The organism is Streptomyces sp. NBC_00090 (genome assembly GCF_045160815.1).
GTDB lineage: Bacteria > Actinomycetota > Actinomycetes > Streptomycetales > Streptomycetaceae > Streptomyces.
On record NZ_CP108224.1, the window covers coordinates 5,895,448 to 5,912,377 of the forward strand.

Genomic DNA, 16,930 nt, shown 5'->3' on the forward strand with positions numbered 1-16,930 from the left:
TGACGGTCCCGCGGGACGAGGCGGGTTCCTGACGGTCCCGCGGGACGGGGAGGGGGTCGGGGCGCGGGGCCTGGGTGGGGCCGGGGTGCGGGGCTTCCCCGCGGGCCGGGCCCCTCCCCGTCTCACCCTGTCGGGGAGACCAGCAGCTCCTGCCCCCGGTGGTCGGAGAGGCCCGAGGCGGAGACCAGCGCGTAGCGGTGCACGCGCAGCCGCTCGTCCGTGAACGTCCAGTCCAGCCGCCACAGCGGGAACCCGTCGCCGCCCCAGGTGCCCGGCAGGAAGGAGGACGAGGCCGGCAGCGCGTCGCGGAACGCCCCCCGCAGCTCCTCCAGGTCACCCATGGCCGGGGTCGTGTTGAAGTCCCCCGAGATCAGCAGCGGACGGGGGTTCGCGCGGGCGTCCCGGAGCAGCGCCGCGTAGTGCTCCTTGCGCACGGCGTCGGTGTCGCGGACCACCCGGTAGAAGTCCGGGCTCAGCCAGCTGCGTTCGATGTCCAGCTGCACCGGGATGTGCACGTTGTAGAACGACACCACCGTGCCGTTCACGTCCACGTCGGTGCGCAGCACCTTGTTCCACTCGAACCGCTCCCGCCACGGCGAGGAGTCCTCCGGCGCCCGGCCCGGACCGACCGGGGGAGCGGCGACGACCGGGTACCGCGAGAGGGTGACCAGCTCCCCCCGCGCCACGAGGTGGTAGCCGGGGAACTCCGCGCGCAGCCGGGCGAGCCGGTCGATCTCCTTGTGCTTCCCGTCCTCCCGGGCCAGGTGCTCCTGGAGCAGGTAGACATCGGCGTCCTTGGACCGCAGATAGCGGTGGAACGCCTCCGGGTCGTCGGTCGAGTCCCAGTAGAGCGTGTTCCACGAGAACACCTTGAGCGCGCCCGCGGGGGCCGGGCCAGGGCCTCCGCCGGGAGCCAGCGCGCCCCAGTGGAGCCCCGCCCTCCCGGCCCCCGCCACCAGCAGCACCGCGAGGGCCGGGAGCAGCCACCGCCGGGTACGCCCGCGGGTCGCGGCGCACGACAGGGCGAACAGCAGGACGGGCACCGCCACGAAGGCCGGCGGGGGTACGAGGTCCGGCAGCAGCCACAGCCACCACCGCCCGCTCAGGAGCTGCCCCGGGACGACGAAGAGCGCCCACGCGGTGGCGGCGCCGATCAGCAGCGCGGGGGCCCGAAGCCTTCGGCGGGGGCGGCGGCCGGGGGCGGTGCGCGCGGCGCCGGTGCGGACGGCGTCACGGACGGCGTCGCCGGGGGCGCTCCCCGTCGCGGGGGCGTTCTCGGTGGTCTCGGCAGGTGCGCCGGGGCTCATGGGGGGATTCACGACCGGGAACGCTAGCAGTGCTCAACTCCCTCTGGTTTCCGCCGTGTTGACCGTCTCGAACTGCGAGAAGACGCGATACGCGATCGATATCCGGTCAATACGAGGACCCGGTGTGCTCTTCCCATGACGCAAACCGTGTCGGTCGTCATACCGGCCTACAACTCCTCACGCACCCTCGATGCCTGTCTGAGATCCGTCTTCGCGCAGACCCACCCCGTCCACGAGGTCATCGTCGTCGACGACGGCAGCACCGACCGGACCGCCGAGATCGCCCGGGCCCACCCGTGCGTCCTGATCGGCGGCCGGGGCAACCACGGTGTCTCCGCCGCCCGGAACGCGGGAATCGCCGCCGCCACCGGCGACGTCCTCTTCTTCCTCGACTCGGACGAGGCGCTCACCCCGGACTCGGTGGCCAACGCGCTGGAGATCCTGCGCCACGACCCCTCCTGCGGCTGCGTGCACGGCGTCATCGCGCCCGAGCCGCTCTTCGACGACGGGCCCGTCGAGTGGTACAAGGTGCTGCACGCCTACTGGTGGCGCGCTCGCGGCGCCGGAGTGGTGGAGACCGCGTTCTTCGCCCAGGCGGCCGTGCCGCGCGAGGTCTTCGACCGGCTCGGCGGCTTCGACGAGCGGCTGCGCGACTCGGAGGACCTGGAGTTCAGCGACCGGCTCGCCCCGCACTACCGCATCGTCCTCACCGAGAGGGTGATGGCCCGCCACGACGAGGAGCACCGGCTCGGTCCCCTCCTCTCGGAGACCTACCGCAGGGCCCTGCTGCTCGTGCCCGCCCTGCTCTCGGCCCGTCGCGGCGGACGGAGCAACCTGACGGCCAACAGCCCCGCGTCCGTACTCGCGGCGGCCCTCTGCCTCGGCTCCGTACCTCTGCCGCTGCTCGCGCTCCTCCTCTCCGCACCGTCTCCGGCCGTGCCGGTCCTCGCGGCCCTGCCCGTGGCCGGGCTGCTCGCCTTCTGCCTGGCCAACCTCGGTCTGCTGGGCTTCGCGGCACGACGGCGGGGCGCCGCCTTCGTCCCCTTCTTCACCGGCGTCCACCTCGCCAACCACGCCGCGCTGCTGGCCGGCGCCGCGCGGGGCGCCCTCCGCGCGCTCACCGCCGCGCGGCCCGGCACCGGTGACCGGCGGACACCCGAACGGGCGGCCGCGCGATGACGGTGTGGCTGCGCAGACTCCTCACCCCGGTCGTCGTGGCGGCCGCCCTGATCGGGGTCTTCTTCCTCGTCCGGGGCGAAGGGCCCAAGGTGGTCGAGGCGTTCGCCCACGCCGACGCCGTTCCCCTGATCGTCGCCTCGGTCGTCGCCAACGTCGCGGGCCTGGTCCTCGCCGTGCACGCCTGGCGGGCGCTCATCCCCGGCGACCACCCCATCCGCGGCCTCCGCGCCGCGAAGATCTACTTCCTCGGTCAGCTCAGCAAGTACGTGCCCGGCAGGGTCTGGGGAGTCATCACCCACGTGGCGCACGGCCGGGAAGCAGGCGTCCCCGGCGCCCAGATGACCTCCGCCTATGTGCTGAGCCTGGCCCTGACGCTGCTCACCGGTGCCGCCGTCGGGCTGGTCGCGGCCCCCGCCGCGCTCCCCGGCCACTGGATGTGGCTGTGCCCGCCGGCGCTCTACTTCCTCGCCGGCATCGTCCGGCCCGCGCTGATCACCCGGCCGGTGACGGCCGCGGCCCGGCTGGTGAAGCGGCCGGTCGTGCCGCCGCCGGACGGCGCGGTCCGCAAGGCCGTACTGCTCGCCATCGCCTCCTGGACCGCCTCGGGACTCCACCTGTGGTTCCTGCTCCTGGCCGTCGGAGCGCCGCCGTGGGCGGGGCTCGGCGCGGCGGTCGGCGGCTTCGCGCTGGCGACCGTGATCAGCAGCCTGGCGCTGATCGTGCCCGACGGCTGGGGCGTGCGCGAGCTGACCCTCACCGCCGCCCTCTCCACCGTCCTGCCCGGCGGCCTGGCCGCCGCCGCCGCGATCGCCAGCCGGCTGGTGTGCGTGGTCGCCGAACTCACCAGCTCGGCGGTCGTTCTCGCCTGGTCACGGGCCAGGACCGCCAAGTCCGCCAAGTCAGCCGGGTCCGCCCAGTCCGCCGGGCCCGCCGGGTCCGCCCGGACCGCCCGGACCACCCCGTTCGCCTCAGCCACCCCGGCCCCCGACCCCCTGTCCTTCCCCGCCACCCTCGTCGCCCCGCTCACCCGCACCGCCCCGATGGGAGAAGAAGCCCGTGTACACCCTTGACGACGCCGAGAAGTTCCAGGTCGACGAGGTTCACGACCTCTACCGCCGCTACGTGAACAAGAGCCAGGTGTCCCTGATGACCTCGTTCGGCTTCGGCCGCGAGCTCGTCCGGAGCGCCGAGGGCGCCTACCTCACCCTCGACGACGGCAGGCGGATCCTCGACCTGACCGGAGGCGTGGGCGTCCTCAACCACGGCCACAACCACCCCCGCATCCTCGCCGCCCGGGAGCGCTTCGCCCGCGACCGGCGCATGGAGGTGCACAAGACCTACTTCTCGCCCTACCTCGCCGCCCTCGGCCACAACCTGGCCGAAGTCCTGCCCGGCGACCTGAACATGGCGTTCCTGCCGAACTCCGGCGCCGAGGCCGTCGAGGGCGCGGTCAAGCTCGCGTACAAGTACCACAACGGCAAGCGGAACACGGTGCTGCGCGCGGACTGCGCCTTCCACGGCAAGCTGCTCGGCTCGGGCGGTCTCACCGGCCAGGCCCAGTTCGGCTTCCCCACGATCCCCGGCGTGGACACCTTCCGCTACGGGGACCTCGACTCCGTCCGCAAGGTCGTCGCCGCCCACCGCGGCGACGTCTACGCCCTCCTCATCGAGCCCTTCAGCGCCTCCACCATCCAGTGGTGCTCGGAGGAGTTCCTGCGAGGTCTGCGGGAGATCTGCGACCGCGAGAAGATCGTGCTGATCTTCGACGAGATCTACACCGGCTGGGGCAAGACCGGCAGCCTCTTCCACTTCATGCGCTACCCGGGCCTGATCCCCGACGTGCTCACCACGTCGAAGTCCTTCGGTGGCGGGAAGTCGTCCATCTCCGCCTTCGTCGCCCGCGAGCCGATCTTCCGCAAGGCGTACGACAACCTCGGTGACTCGCTGATCAACTCCACCTCCACCACCTACTACGGCTTCGGCGAGGAGTGCGCCACCGCCCTCGAAGCCGTCAACATCGCGGTGGAGGACGACTATCCGGCGCGGGCCCGCGCCCTCGGAGCCGTACTCGAACCCGGCCTCGAACGGCTCGCCAAGCAGTACCCCGACGAGATCGGCCGCGTGGCCGGCGCCGGAGCCCTGTGGGGCGTCTTCATCGAGGGCGGCCCCCGGATCCTGGACCTGGTCGCGAAGCTCGCGCCCGGCGGCATGGCCCGGGACCCGCGGTTCAAGACCAAGCTCGTCACCTGCGCCGTGATCAACGCGCTCTACCAGGACCACGGCATCTTCACGTACTACACGCTCAACGGCGACAACCCCCTCATCGTCGGCCCCTCCCTGGTCACCGAACCCGAGGAGGCCGAGCGCGTGATCGACGCCCTCGACGACGTCCTCGGCCGCGGACTGACCGGTCTCGTGGCCCGTTTCATCAAGCAGAAGGTGAGCTCCCAGTGGTGATCACGATCACCGGCGCGGCCGGCATGCTCGGCTCCCGCCTTGCCGAACGGCTCCTCGCGGAGGGCCACGACGTGCGGGGAGTCGACCTCAGGCCCGGCCCGGGCGTCCTGCTGACCGGCGACATCCGCGACCGGGAGCTCATGGACCAGGCCCTCGACGGCGCCGACGTCCTCGTCCACGCGGCGGCCGCCCTGCCCAGCTACCCCGACGAACAGATCCGCTCCATCATCATCGGCGGGACCAGGAACGTCTTCGCGGCGGCCAAGGCCGCCGGCACCCCCCGCGTCGTGCACATCTCCTCGACGGCGGTCTACGGCCTGCCCACGATCGTGCCCACCCCCGAGGAGTACCCCCGCGAGCCGGTCGACTGCTACAGCCGCGCCAAGGCGTCGGCCGAGGAGATAGCCGAGCGGTACCGGGCCGAGGGCATGTGCGTCCCCATCCTCCGGCCCAAGACCTTCGTCGGACCGGGCCGCATGGGCCTGTTCTCGATGCTCTTCGAATGGGCCGAGGAAGGACGGAACTTCCCCGTCCTCGGCAAGGGCGACGTACGGATCCAGATGTTCGCCGTCGACGACCTCGTCGACGCCGTCGTCACCGTCATCACGGCACCCGACGACGTCGCGAACGACACCTACAACCTCGCGGCGGCCGAGTTCGGCACCATCCGGGAGGACTTCCAGGCGGTCCTCGACGCAGCGGGCCACGGCAAGCGGGTCGTCGGACTGCCCGCGCGCCCCGCCCTGAGCCTGCTCAACGTCCTCCAGCGGGCCAAACTCTCGCCGGTCTACGGCCGACTGCTGCACAAGCTGATGGACGACTCCTACGTCAGCATCGACAAGGCCAAGGCCAGGCTCGGATTCACCCCGCGGCTGTCGAACGCCGACGCCGTGCTGCGCACCTACGAGTGGTGGCGCACCGCCCGCCACACCGTCCCGGAGGCGGGAGCCACCGGCCGCACCAGCCGAGACCCGTGGAGCCAGGGCCTGTTGTCCACCGCGAAGATCTTCTTCTGAGAGGCCGTGCCATGACCACCCAGCTCACCGGACACCCCGGTGCCCCGGCACGGGTACGGCCGGGAAGACTGCCCGCGCCGCTCGCCCTGACGAGACCCGGCCAGTGGCCCAAGAACCTGCTCGTGGTGCCCCTGGCCCTGCTCGGCGGCACCCTGGACACCACGACCGTGGCCCGGGTCCTCGTCGCCCTGGGCGCCTTCATCCTCGCCTCGTCCCTCGTCTACGTCCTGAACGACATCGCCGACGTGGAGCGGGACAAGCGGCACCCCGTCAAGCGCCACCGGCCGCTGGCCTCGGGGCGGATGAGCACGGCCTCCGCCGTGACCACGGCGCTCGTGCTCGGAGCCCTGCTCGTCCCCGCCCTGTTCACCCTCGGATCCGGGGCCGCCCTGATCGTCCTGCTGTACCTCGCCGTGAACGGCGCCTACAGCTGGAAGCTCAAGCACCTCCCCCTCCTCGACGTCTTCGTCGTCGCCACCGGCTTCGTGCTCCGCCTCCTCGGCGGCTACGAGGCCGCCCACCGGCCGGTGGAGATGTGGCTGGTTCTGACCGTGCTGGCGTCCTGCCTGGTCCTGATCCTGGGGAAGCGGCGGCACGAGCTGAGCGTCTCGGGCACCGGGCACCGGCCGGCGCTCGTCGGCTACTCGGCCCACTTCCTCGACCTGGTCCTGGTGCTGTGCTCGGCCCTGACCCTCTTCGGGTACCTGCTCTACCTGCGCACCGAATCGGGCTTCGGGCAGTACGCCCTGCTCACCGTCGTGTGCGCGCTCTTCGCCCTCTTCCGCTACCTCCAGATCGTGATCGTGGACGGCGGCGGGGGAGAGCCCGTCAAGACGCTGATGCGCGACCGGGTCATGCTCGCCAACTCCGCCGTCTGGGGTGCGCTGCTCATCCCGCACATCGCCGCCGCCTGACCCCTCCCTATCGCCCTCATCGCCCTGATCACCCTTATCACCGACGAGGAATCCCATGTCCGAACGCCTCGTGTCGGTCGTCGTCCCGATGTACAACGACCGTCGCACCATCGACCTCTGCCTGCGCTCCATACGCGAGCAGACCCATCCCCACATCGAAGTGATCGTCGTCGACGACGCCAGCACCGACGGCTGCGCGGAGATCGCCGCCACCCACCCGGTCCAGCTCGTCCGCGTCCCGCGGAACGGCGGACCCGGCTCCTCCCGCAACGAGGGCGTCCGCCGCTCCAAGGGCGAGATCGTCTTCTTCCTGGACGCCGACCTGACCATGCACCCGGAGGCGGTGGCCGAGGCCGTCGCGCTCTTCGACGAGAACCCCTCGTACGGCGCGGTGTTCGGCATCCCCGACAAGGAACCGCTATTCGAGGAGCCCCTCGTCGGGCAGTACCGCATCCTCCAGTACTACTACTGGCGCAAGAGCGCCGAAGGCCTGGTCAGCGGCGGCTTCTACGCCCTGGGCGCCGTCCGCAGGTCCGCCTTCATGGAGGCCGGCTGGTTCAACACGGCGCTGCGGCAGACCGAGGAGATCGACCACGCGGAGCGGCTGGCCGCCCGGTGGCCCATGCTGCTCACCTCCCGGATCAGGGGCAGGCTCTCCGACGAGAGCCGGATGCGACCCCTGCTGCGCAAGGCCTTCGTCCGCAGCCGGCTCCGGGTGCCGTTCTACCTCGACCGGGGCCGTGCCATGCAGGGCATGGAGACCGGGGGGCGTGCCGTCGCCTCCGCGCTCGGCGGTCTCGCCGTCGCGGCCCTGCCCTTCGGGATCCTCCAGCCGGCCGCGCTCCTCGTCTCGCTGGGCGCCCTCACCGGCTCCGTCCTCGCGGACCTCGGGCAGTACCGCTTCACGCTCCGCGAGCGGGGCCTTCTCTTCACGGCCTTCTTCACCGGCGCCCATCTGCTGGTGAACGCGGCGGTCGTGGCGGGGCTCGCGACCGGTCTCGTCCAGTACGGGGCGAGCCGGCGCTTCCGCAGGATGTACCAGCCGCAGGAGAGCCTGGCATGACCTCGCGGAGCCCCCTGGCCGCGGACACCGATGCCCGGGCCGCCGAGCGGACGGCGGAGGTTGAGGTGGAGGCGGAGGTTGAGGCGGCGCCCGGCCGTCCGCGCCGGATCGCACGCCTCCTCAGGCTCTGGTACGGCCGACTGGTCCTCGGACTCGCGGCGCTGTGGCTGCTGTACGCCGTGGCACGCGTGCTGCTGAGCGACCGCTGGCACTGGTCCCTCGCGCTCGACGCCGTACCGCCCCTCTTCCTGGTCGGGGCCCCGCTCGCCCTCCTGGCCGCCGGTGCCGCGGCGTGCGGACGCCGCCGCCCCCTGGCGACCGCCGTCTCCGCCGTGGCGCTGGCACTGGCCCTCACCACCGGCTCCGGTCTGAACTGGCCCGCCCTCTGGCGCGATCCGGGCCCGGTGCCGCCCGGCGTGCTGCGCGTCGTCTCGCTCAACACCCAGTACTGGGGGAAGGCGGCCGGCACCGACCGGCTCTACGCCTACCTGCGCGAACACCCCGCCGACGTGTACCTCCTCCAGGAGCACGTCGCCTGGACCCCCGGCCTGGGGGAGGCCGGCTACGTCCGGCTCGACGACGACGAGGAGCTGCGCAGGGAGTTCCCCGGCCACCACATCGCCCGGCGGGGCGAACTGCTGACCGTCTCGCGCTTCCCGATCCTGGCGCAGGCCTCGGTGGGCCGCCGGCCCCTTCCCGCCCCGGGGCCGGAGCCCGAGTTCGGGCAGGAGTTCCTGCGGGAGAAGGTGCTCCGGACCGATCTGGCCGTCGGCGACAAGGTGCTCAGCACGTACAACGTGCACATCACCGTGCCCATGGCGCTCGACAACCTCAACCCGTTCTCGGAGTTCGACCACGACGCCTACTTCCGCCGCAAGTCCGCCTGGCGGCAGGAGGAGCTGCGCGGTCTGGAGCGGGACGTGGCGGACAACCCCCACCCCTCCGTGATCGCCGGGGACTTCAACACCACGGCCGCGTCACGGTCGCTGGACGGGCTGCGCGCCCGCGCCACGGACCTCACCCCGCTCAGCACCGAGTTCCTGCCGCTGAGCTGGAAGTACGCGTCACCGGGGGAGTTCGCCTGGGACAGCGTGTTCAACCGGCCCCTGCCGTTCTTCCGGCTGGACTGGGCCTTCACGGCCGGTGGGGCCCGGGCGCACCGGTACGCCTTCGTACCGGCCGACGGGCTGTCCGAGCACCGGATGCAGGACCTGCGGATCTCCTTCTGAACGCGGTCGGGCGCTCAGGCGCTCAGGCACTCTCCGAGGAGGATCGACCTCTCCAGTCCGCTGAGCTTCGGGCCGGGCTCGATCCCCAGCTCCTCGACGAGCGTCAGACGGATGCGCCGATAGGCGGCCAGCGCCTCGGCCGTCCGGCCGGAACGGTGCAGGGCGAGCATCAGCTGGGCGTGCAGCTGCTCCCGGAACGGGTGCGTCGTGGTCAGGGCCATCAGCTCGCCGATGACGTCCTCGTGCCGGCCGAGGGTCAGTTCGAGGCCGAGCCGCTCCTCGGTCGCCCGGATCCGCAGTTCCTCCAGGCGCCGGATCCCCGGATCCAGGGCCCGGCTCGTCTGTCCGGCGAGCGCCGGCCCGTTCCACAGGGCGAGTGCGTTGCGCAGCTCCAGTACGGCCTCGGCCCTGCGGCCGCCTTCCGCCAGCAGGCGGGCCCGCTGCACCCGGGTCTCGAAGACGGCGGCGTCCACGTCGTGGGGTCCGAGGCGCAGGCGGTAGCCGTACGAGTGGGTCTCGATCAGTCCGGTGGCACCGGCCCCGGCGAAGGCGCGGCGCAGCGTGGAGACGCAGATGCGGATCTGGGTGCGGGCGCTGGCCGGGGGGTGGGGGCCCCAGACGGCCTCGACGAGGCTCTCGACGGAGACGGCCCAGTCGACCTCCAGCGCGAGGGCGGCCAGGACGGTCTGCGCACGTCTGCCCCCGAGGGGCACCGGGCGGTCGTCGACGGTGGCACGGAGGGGGCCCAGGATATGGACGAACACGGCTGAATTCCCCGTTCACTTCTCTATGCGTCCGGTCGGCACGTCCTGCGCGGACCGGCGGAGGGGTTGCGGGAGGGTGCGGGAGGGTTCACAGGAGTCTGCAGTCGGCGATGGCGTAGCCGCTGAACTCGGGAGACCGCCCCAGCATGCGCAGGCAGATGCCCAGCGCGCGCCCGATGGCGTCGAGTTCGTCGGGACAGCCGACGCACAGCGCGATCCGGACGGAGTCCTCGGCGACCAGCGCGCGGGCGGTCTCGACGGGGTCCGTGGGCTCGACGGCCCGGTACAGCGCCGCCAGCACGCCGTCGGGGGTGAGGCGCTCGGTGTCCGCCGCGGCGGACGCGGACATCGAGATGCCGATGAGGTAGATGGTCGGTCCTGCGGGGGAGAGGGATGGTCTCGTGGGGCGCGGAGTGTGCCGGTCAGCCCCACGAGAAGCCGTCGGAGGAGTCGCCGGCCGGCGTCGGCGCGGGCGCCGGGTCGGTGATCGGGGCGGCGGCCGGGTCCGCGGCGAGGACCCGCGCCGACGGGGCCGCGTCCGGGCCGGTCGCGGCAACGGCGGACGGCCCCGTGGCGGCACCGGCGGACGGGCCGGCGGTGGCGAGGAGGACGCCGCAGGCGGCGAGCGGGGCGGCGGCGAGGACGAGGCGGCGGACGGAGGAGCGCATGGCGGATACACCTCTGGCGAGTCGGGATTCCGTGGATTGTGTCGATTGCCCCTTCCTGGGGCCCTTTCGACACGTCCAAGAATGCTCGTACGCGGTGGGGCTGTCAGTGCTTTGCCCCTGGCAGCAACCGCCCGGACGGTTGGCGCCACCCCGCGGCGGCTCGTCCGGAGCGGGCCCCACCAGGGCGTTCGCGGGTGGTGTCACGTTGCTGCCGCGTACAAGGTGCCTGGGGGCGTCATATCGAACACGGCCCGGCCCGAGGCCCCGGAAAAGAGGCCCCGGAAAAACGGAACGAGGGGGGTCACCGATTGCTCGGTGACCCCCCTCGTCCGGTGTGCGGATCCGCTCAGCCGTTGGGCCGCTTGAGGCGCGCGACGAACTTGTACCGGTCGCCGCGGTAGACGGACCGTACCCACTCCACCGGCTCGCCCTTGGCGTCCAGGGAGTGACGGGAGAGCATGAGCATCGGCAGGCCCACGTCCGTACCGAGCAGCCCGGCCTCGCGCGGGGTGGCGAGGGAGGTCTCGATGGTCTCCTCGGCCTCGGCGAGGTGCACGTCGTAGACCTCGGCCAGCGCCGTGTACAGCGAGGTGTACTTCACCAGCGAGCGGCGCAGCGCGGGGAAGCGCTTGGCCGAAAGATGGGTGGTCTCGATCGCCATCGGCTCGCCGCTCGCGAGGCGCAGCCGCTCGATGCGCAGCACCCGGCCGCCGGCCGAGATGTCGAGCAGTCCGGCGAGCGTGTCGTCGGCGGTGACGTACCCGATGTCGAGGAGCTGCGAGGTGGGCTCGAGGCCCTGCGCACGCATGTCCTCCGTGTACGAGGTGAGCTGCAGGGCCTGGGAGACCTTGGGCTTCGCCACGAAGGTGCCCTTGCCCTGGATGCGCTCCAGGCGGCCCTCGACGACCAGCTCCTGCAGGGCCTGGCGCACGGTGGTGCGCGAGGTGTCGAACTCGGCGGCGAGTGTCCGCTCGGGCGGGACCGGTGTGCCGGGCGGCAGGGTCTCCGTCATGTCGAGCAAATGCCGCTTCAGTCGGTAGTACTTGGGCACGCGCGCGGTGCGAGTGGCGACGCCGCCCTCCGGCTCCGTGCTGCCCGTGTCCGTGGCCATGGCCTGCCTTCCCGACTCCTGTGCTGCTGCCGTCACCGGCTCCTCCGTCTGTAGCGGCTCACATGGTGGCACGGACCGGTCACGGGTCGTCGCCCTCCCTCAGGTGTCGGTCCGATAACGGACGCGACTGCCCTTCTTATACACCCTTGACACCCCTAAAGGTCTAGGCCAAGCTCCGGGTACTGGTCTAAACCATTAAAGACCAGGTCCCAGCCCCACGAGCACTACCCGACGTATGTCTTCGCGCGGTGGGCAGGGGTTGCAGGCATCCCTGAGGAGGGTGGCGTGAAGCGCAAGCTCATCGCGGCGATCGGCGTCGCGGGCATGATGGTCTCTATCGCTGCGTGCGGTTCCGACAGTGACAAGGGTAAGGACGGCGCCAAGGCGTCGGCCGGGGGCGACAAGACCCTGACCGTCTGGGTCATGGACGGTTCCGCGCCCGACGCCTGGATGGCCGAGGTGAACAAGGCCTTCGAGGCCAAGCACCCGGGCGTCAAGGTCAAGGTCGAGAAGCAGATCTGGAACGGCATCCAGGAGAAGGTCACCACCGCCCTCTCCGAGGACACCCCGCCGGACGTTCTGGAGCTCGGCAACACGCAGACCGCGGGCTACGCCGTCACGGGCGGCCTGGCCGACCTGTCCGGCGACAAGGCCACGCTGGGCTACGACGCCTGGAACAAGGGCATGGTCGCGTCCAACGAGCTGGACGGCAAGCTCTACTCGGCCCCGTGGTACGCCGCCAGCCGTGTCGTCGTCTACGACAAGGCCGCCTACAAGAAGGCCGGCGTCACCCCGCCGAAGACCCGCGCCGAGTGGATCGACGGTCTGAAGAAGCTCAAGGCCTCCGACCCGAAGTCGCAGGCGATCTACCTGCCGGGCCAGTCCTGGTACGTCCTCGCCGGTCTCATCTGGGACGAGGGCAGCGACCTGGCGGTCAAGGACGGCGACAAGTGGAAGGGCAACCTGTCCTCCCCCGAGGCCGCCAGCGCCGTGAACTTCTACAAGGAGCTCGCGTCCTACTCGACCGCTCCGAAGGACAAGGACGAGGCGACCCCGCAGCAGTCCACCGACGTCGTCCCCAAGGGCGGCGTGGCGTCCTGGATCGGTCTCGGCTGGGAGGCCGGCGGCGCGATCGACGCCATGAAGAAGGCCGGCAAGACCGCCGACTTCGGCTACTTCCCGATCCCGGGCAAGACCGCCGACAAGCCGGGCTCCGTCTTCCTCGGTGGCTCGAACCTCGCCATCGCCGAGCGCTCCAAGAACAAGGACCTCGCGAAGGAGTGGCTGGCGCTCGCCGCCGGCAAGGAGTACATGACGAAGTACGCCGCCGCCACCGAGGGCGCGCTGCTTCCCAACACCGACGCCGCGCAGTTCAAGCCGGCCGCGGGCTCCTTCGCCGAGGCCATGGCCGCGTCGTCCGTCTCCGGCAAGGTCACCCCGGTCACCCCGGGCTGGGCGAACGTCGAGACCGCCCCGAACCCGATCAAGGACTACATGACCAAGGTCCTGAAGGGTGAGGACGCCAAGGCGGCCGGCGAGGCGGCCGACAAGGTCATCAACGAGCGCATCAACCAGCAGTAATCCGTAGCCCGGCGGTGCGGCCGGTACCGCACCGGCCGCACCGCCGGCGCTTCATGAGTGATCAGCGGCCCGCTCCCCCGGGCCGCGCCCCGGTGGGCGCGGGAGCCCCAGAACCGCGAGGAATAAGACCATGACCGTGGACTCCCAGGGGACGGCGACCGCCGGTCCCCAGGACGCGCCCGGGAGGGCGGCAGGGAAGTCTCAGACTCCGCCATCCCCTTCCGGCCCGAAGGAAGTCCTTCAGCCTTCGCGTGGCAGACGTTCCCTGCCCGGCGGGCTGCTGCCGTACCTGCTCGTCGCGCCTGCCCTGCTGTCCATGGCGGTGCTGCTGCTCTACCCGCTGATCCGCAACGTGATCCTCTCCTTCCAGCAGATCAACCGGAAGGAGTTCATCACCCGCGAGTCCGTCTGGGTCGGCTTCGACAACTACACGGACCTGCTCAGCGATCCCGACTTCTGGACCGTCGTCGTCCGAAGCGTCGTCTTCACCGCCGTCAACGTCGCCCTCATCATGGCGATCGGCACCGGCATAGGCCTGCTGCTGAACCGCCTCGGCAAGAAGATGCGACTGGTCCTCTCGCTCGCCCTGATGTTCGCCTGGGCCATGCCGATCGTCGCCTCCGTCACGGTCTTCCGCTGGCTCTTCGACGAGCAGTTCGGCGTCGTGAACTGGCTGATGCGCACGCTGGGCTTCGCCGGCTACGAGCAGCACAACTGGTTCGAGACCGGTTTCTCCGCCCTGGTCATCATCATGATCCTGCTCGTCTGGGGCTCCATCCCGTTCGTCGCCCTCAACATGTACGCCGCCCTGACCACCGTCGGGTCCGAGCTGTACGAGGCCGCCAAGATGGACGGTGCCAGCGGCTGGCGGACCTTCTGGGCCGTGGTCTTCCCGAACCTGAAGTCCTTCTTCCTGATCACCACGTTCCTGGAGATCATCTGGATCTTCAAGGCGTTCGCGCAGGTCTACGCGATGAACCTGGGCGGCCCCGACCGCGGTTCCGAGACCCTCCCGGTCTTCGCCTACATCGAGGGTGTCGGCCAGTTCCACTACGGTGTCGCCGCCGCCATCTCCATCCTGACGATCGTGATGCTCATCGCGGTCATGTCCTTCTACTTCCGCCTGATCCTGAAGCAGGAGGAGGAGCTGTGAGCACCACCACCCAGACTCCGCAGAAGCTGCGCACCAGGAAGCCGCTCACGGTCGGTACGGTCGCCAAGAACGTCAGCGCCCTCGTGCTCGCGGTGGTGTTCGTCTTCCCCGTCTACTGGATGTTCTCGTCCTCGCTGAAGCCGCAGCACGAGATCATGACGAAAGACCCCGTCTTCGTCTTCACGCCGACGCTGGAGAACTACACGACGGCGACCGGTGTCGACCTCTTCTGGACGTACGTCACCAACAGCCTCATGGTCACCGTCGGCGCCGTGCTCCTGGCCCTCGTCGTCGCCCTGGCCGCGAGCTTCGCGATCGCCCGCATGAAGTTCAAGGGGCGCAAGGGCATCGTCCTCACCGTGATGCTGGCGCAGATGGCCCCCTGGGAGGTCATGGTCATCGCGATGTACATGATCTCCCGTGAGAACGACATGCTGAACAGCATTCCGACGCTCACGCTCATCTACTTCGTGATGGTCCTCCCCTTCACCATCTGGACCCTGCGCGGCTTCATCGCCGCCGTCCCGGTCGAGCTGGAGGAGGCCGCGCAGATCGACGGGTGCACCCGAGGCCAGGCGTTCCGCAAGGTGATCTTCCCGCTGCTCGCCCCCGGCCTGATGTCGACCTCGCTCTTCGGCTTCATCACGGCCTGGAACGAGTTCGCCATGATCCTCATGCTGAACAAGGAAAAGGAGTCGCAGACGCTGACGCTCTGGCTGACCCAGTTCCAGACCGCGTTCGGCAACGACTGGGGCGCCACCATGGCCGCCTCCACGCTCTTCGCCCTCCCCGTGCTCATCGTGTTCCTCTTCCTCCAGCGCAAGGCCGTCGGCGGCATGACCGCCGGCGCGGTGAAGGGATAACGGCGTCTCATGACCACTCTCGTACACGGCACGTCCACCCTGACCAGGGACGCGCTCACGGTTCTCCAGCCCGGCTTCGTCGGCACCACCGCCCCCGACTGGCTGCGTCGCCACATCGGCGAGGGCCTGTCGTCGGTCGGCCTCTTCGGCCGGAACATCGTCAGCCCGGAGCAGCTCGCCGCGCTCACCGCGCAGCTGCGGGCCGAGCGGGACGACGTCCTCGTCGCCATCGACGAGGAGGGCGGGGACGTCACCCGCCTGGAGGTCAAGGAGGGCTCGTCCTTCCCCGGGAGCTACGCCCTGGGCAGCGTGGACGACGTCGAGCTCACCCGGGCCGTGGCCCGTGAGCTCGGCCGCCGCCTCGCACAGTGCGGGGTCGACCTCAACTGGGCGCCCTCGGCGGACGTCAACTCCAACGCCGAGAACCCGGTCATCGGCGTCCGGTCCTTCGGGCCGGACCCGGACCTGGTCGCCCGGCACACCGTGGCGTACGTCGACGGCCTCCAGGGCGTCGGGGTCGCGGCCTGCACGAAGCACTTCCCCGGACACGGCGACACCAACGTCGACTCGCACGACGCGCTGCCCCGGATCGATGTGGACCTCGCCACACTGCACGCCCGTGAGCTGGTACCTTTCCGCGCCGCCATCGCCGCGGGTACCAAAGCCGTCATGAGCGCGCATATCCTGCTGTCCGCGCTCGACCCGCACCGTCCGGCCACCCTGAGCCCGCAGATCCTCACCGGTCTGCTGCGCCAGGAGCTGGGCTTCGAGGGGCTGATCGTCACCGACGGCATGGAGATGCAGGCCGTCGCGGCGACGTACGGCATCGAGCGCGGATCCGTCCTCGCCATCGCCGCGGGCGCCGACGCCATCTGTGTCGGCGGCGGGCTGTGCGACGAGGACACCGTACTGCGGCTGCGCGACGCGCTGGTCGATGCGGTACGGACCGGTGAACTGCCCGAGGAGCGGCTGGCCGACGCCGCGGCGCGCGTGCGCGCCCTGGCGGCCTGGACCCAGTCGCACCGGGCCAGGGGGGCTGAATCGGCGTCGGGCGCGGCAGTGCAGGAGGGGACCGCGCCCGGCGCCGACATCGGACTCGTCGCGGCCCGCAGGGCCCTCGAGGTGACCCGGGGAGAGCGGCTGTACACCCCGGTGGACGCCGCTCCGTACGTGGCCTCCTTCACCCCGGTCGCGAACTTCGCGGTCGGTGACGAGACGCCCTGGGGCATCGCGGCGGAGCTGGAGCGGCTGCTGCCCGGCACGGAGACCGGATCGTACGACGAGGCCTCGGTGGACGCGGTCCTCGCCGCCGCGGGGGAGCGCCGGATCGTCGCGGTCGTCCGTGACGCCCACCGCCACCCGTGGATGACCGAGGCCCTGGACGGCCTTCTCGCGGCCCGCCCCGACACCATCGTGGTCGAGATGGGCCTCAACGAGGCGGAGCCCCGCGGGGCCCTGCACATCGCCACCCACGGCGCGGCCCGCGTCTGCGGCCGCGCCGCCGCGGAGGCCGTGGTCGGCACCGGCTCCTGACCGACGCCTCCGACGCCCGCACGACGAAGGGGCCCGGCACCTGAACCAGGTGCCGGGCCCCTTCGCCGTATCCCTCGGATGCCCTCGGATGC

16 protein-coding genes are annotated in these 16,930 nt (G+C 71.1%); 11 read left to right on the forward strand and 5 right to left on the reverse strand.

Translation table 11 applies throughout. From position 1 onward, the window contains the following. Positions 1-122: 122 nt before the first annotated feature. Positions 123-1,307 (reverse strand): endonuclease/exonuclease/phosphatase family protein, encoded by a 1,185-nt coding sequence (locus OG361_RS26590; RefSeq protein ID WP_405857430.1) that lies wholly within the window; start codon positions 1,305-1,307, stop codon positions 123-125. A gap of 135 nt (positions 1,308-1,442) precedes the next feature. On the opposite strand from OG361_RS26590, the gene OG361_RS26595 reads away from it, so the two are divergent. The 7 genes from OG361_RS26595 to OG361_RS26625 are packed head-to-tail and all read left to right on the forward strand — an operon-like array spanning position 1,443 to position 9,165. Further along, positions 1,443-2,486: a glycosyltransferase family 2 protein gene (locus tag OG361_RS26595; protein ID WP_405857432.1), complete on the forward strand. Its 1,044-nt coding sequence runs from the start codon at positions 1,443-1,445 to the stop codon at positions 2,484-2,486. After that, complete coding sequence (locus tag OG361_RS26600) at positions 2,483-3,556, forward strand: lysylphosphatidylglycerol synthase domain-containing protein (RefSeq protein WP_405857434.1); 1,074 nt, start codon at positions 2,483-2,485, stop codon at positions 3,554-3,556. The genes OG361_RS26595 and OG361_RS26600 overlap by 4 nt, the downstream gene beginning before the upstream one ends. Further along, a complete protein-coding gene (locus tag OG361_RS26605) occupies positions 3,543-4,943 on the forward strand; it encodes an aspartate aminotransferase family protein (protein WP_405857436.1) in 1,401 nt (466 codons plus the stop codon). The genes OG361_RS26600 and OG361_RS26605 overlap by 14 nt, the downstream gene beginning before the upstream one ends. Continuing rightward, a complete protein-coding gene (locus tag OG361_RS26610) occupies positions 4,937-5,959 on the forward strand; it encodes an NAD-dependent epimerase/dehydratase family protein (protein ID WP_405857438.1) in 1,023 nt (340 codons plus the stop codon). The genes OG361_RS26605 and OG361_RS26610 overlap by 7 nt, the downstream gene beginning before the upstream one ends. 11 nt (positions 5,960-5,970) lie before the next feature. Then, complete coding sequence (locus OG361_RS26615; protein ID WP_405857440.1) at positions 5,971-6,873, forward strand: UbiA prenyltransferase family protein; 903 nt, start codon at positions 5,971-5,973, stop codon at positions 6,871-6,873. A gap of 55 nt (positions 6,874-6,928) precedes the next feature. After that, complete coding sequence (locus OG361_RS26620) at positions 6,929-7,936, forward strand: glycosyltransferase family 2 protein (RefSeq protein WP_405857442.1); 1,008 nt, start codon at positions 6,929-6,931, stop codon at positions 7,934-7,936. Next, positions 7,933-9,165, forward strand: a complete 1,233-nt coding sequence (locus OG361_RS26625) for an endonuclease/exonuclease/phosphatase family protein (protein ID WP_405857444.1) — start codon at positions 7,933-7,935, stop codon at positions 9,163-9,165. Before OG361_RS26620 ends, OG361_RS26625 begins: the two co-directional genes overlap by 4 nt. 14 nt (positions 9,166-9,179) lie before the next feature. Here the strand turns inward: OG361_RS26625 and OG361_RS26630 are convergent, their stop codons facing one another. From OG361_RS26630 to OG361_RS26645, 4 genes are all read right to left on the reverse strand, one after another. After that, the gene (locus OG361_RS26630; RefSeq protein ID WP_405857446.1) at positions 9,180-9,929 is read right to left on the reverse strand and encodes a BTAD domain-containing putative transcriptional regulator; all 750 of its coding nucleotides are present in this window, start codon (positions 9,927-9,929) and stop codon (positions 9,180-9,182) included. 88 nt (positions 9,930-10,017) lie between these two features. Then, the gene (locus OG361_RS26635; RefSeq protein ID WP_405857447.1) at positions 10,018-10,278 is read right to left on the reverse strand and encodes a hypothetical protein; all 261 of its coding nucleotides are present in this window, start codon (positions 10,276-10,278) and stop codon (positions 10,018-10,020) included. A gap of 73 nt (positions 10,279-10,351) precedes the next feature. Then, on the reverse strand, positions 10,352-10,597 hold the full coding sequence (locus tag OG361_RS26640) for a hypothetical protein (RefSeq protein ID WP_405857449.1): 246 nt from the start codon (positions 10,595-10,597) through the stop codon (positions 10,352-10,354). A gap of 346 nt (positions 10,598-10,943) precedes the next feature. After that, the gene (locus tag OG361_RS26645) at positions 10,944-11,708 is read right to left on the reverse strand and encodes a GntR family transcriptional regulator (protein WP_384577401.1); all 765 of its coding nucleotides are present in this window, start codon (positions 11,706-11,708) and stop codon (positions 10,944-10,946) included. Positions 11,709-11,993: 285 nt separating this feature from the next. Between OG361_RS26645 and OG361_RS26650 the strand changes: the two genes are divergently transcribed. The 4 genes from OG361_RS26650 to OG361_RS26665 all read left to right on the forward strand — a co-directional run bounded on the left by OG361_RS26650 (position 11,994) and on the right by OG361_RS26665 (position 16,838). Next, the gene (locus OG361_RS26650; protein WP_405857451.1) at positions 11,994-13,289 is read left to right on the forward strand and encodes an extracellular solute-binding protein; all 1,296 of its coding nucleotides are present in this window, start codon (positions 11,994-11,996) and stop codon (positions 13,287-13,289) included. 130 nt (positions 13,290-13,419) lie between these two features. Next, positions 13,420-14,442 (forward strand): carbohydrate ABC transporter permease, encoded by a 1,023-nt coding sequence (locus tag OG361_RS26655; RefSeq protein ID WP_405857453.1) that lies wholly within the window; start codon positions 13,420-13,422, stop codon positions 14,440-14,442. Further along, entirely contained in the window at positions 14,439-15,305 is an 867-nt protein-coding gene (locus OG361_RS26660; RefSeq protein ID WP_405857455.1) for a carbohydrate ABC transporter permease, read from the forward strand. Before OG361_RS26655 ends, OG361_RS26660 begins: the two co-directional genes overlap by 4 nt. A 9-nt stretch (positions 15,306-15,314) precedes the next feature. Continuing rightward, positions 15,315-16,838: a glycoside hydrolase family 3 protein gene (locus tag OG361_RS26665; RefSeq protein WP_405857457.1), complete on the forward strand. Its 1,524-nt coding sequence runs from the start codon at positions 15,315-15,317 to the stop codon at positions 16,836-16,838. Positions 16,839-16,930: the final 92 nt, after the last annotated feature.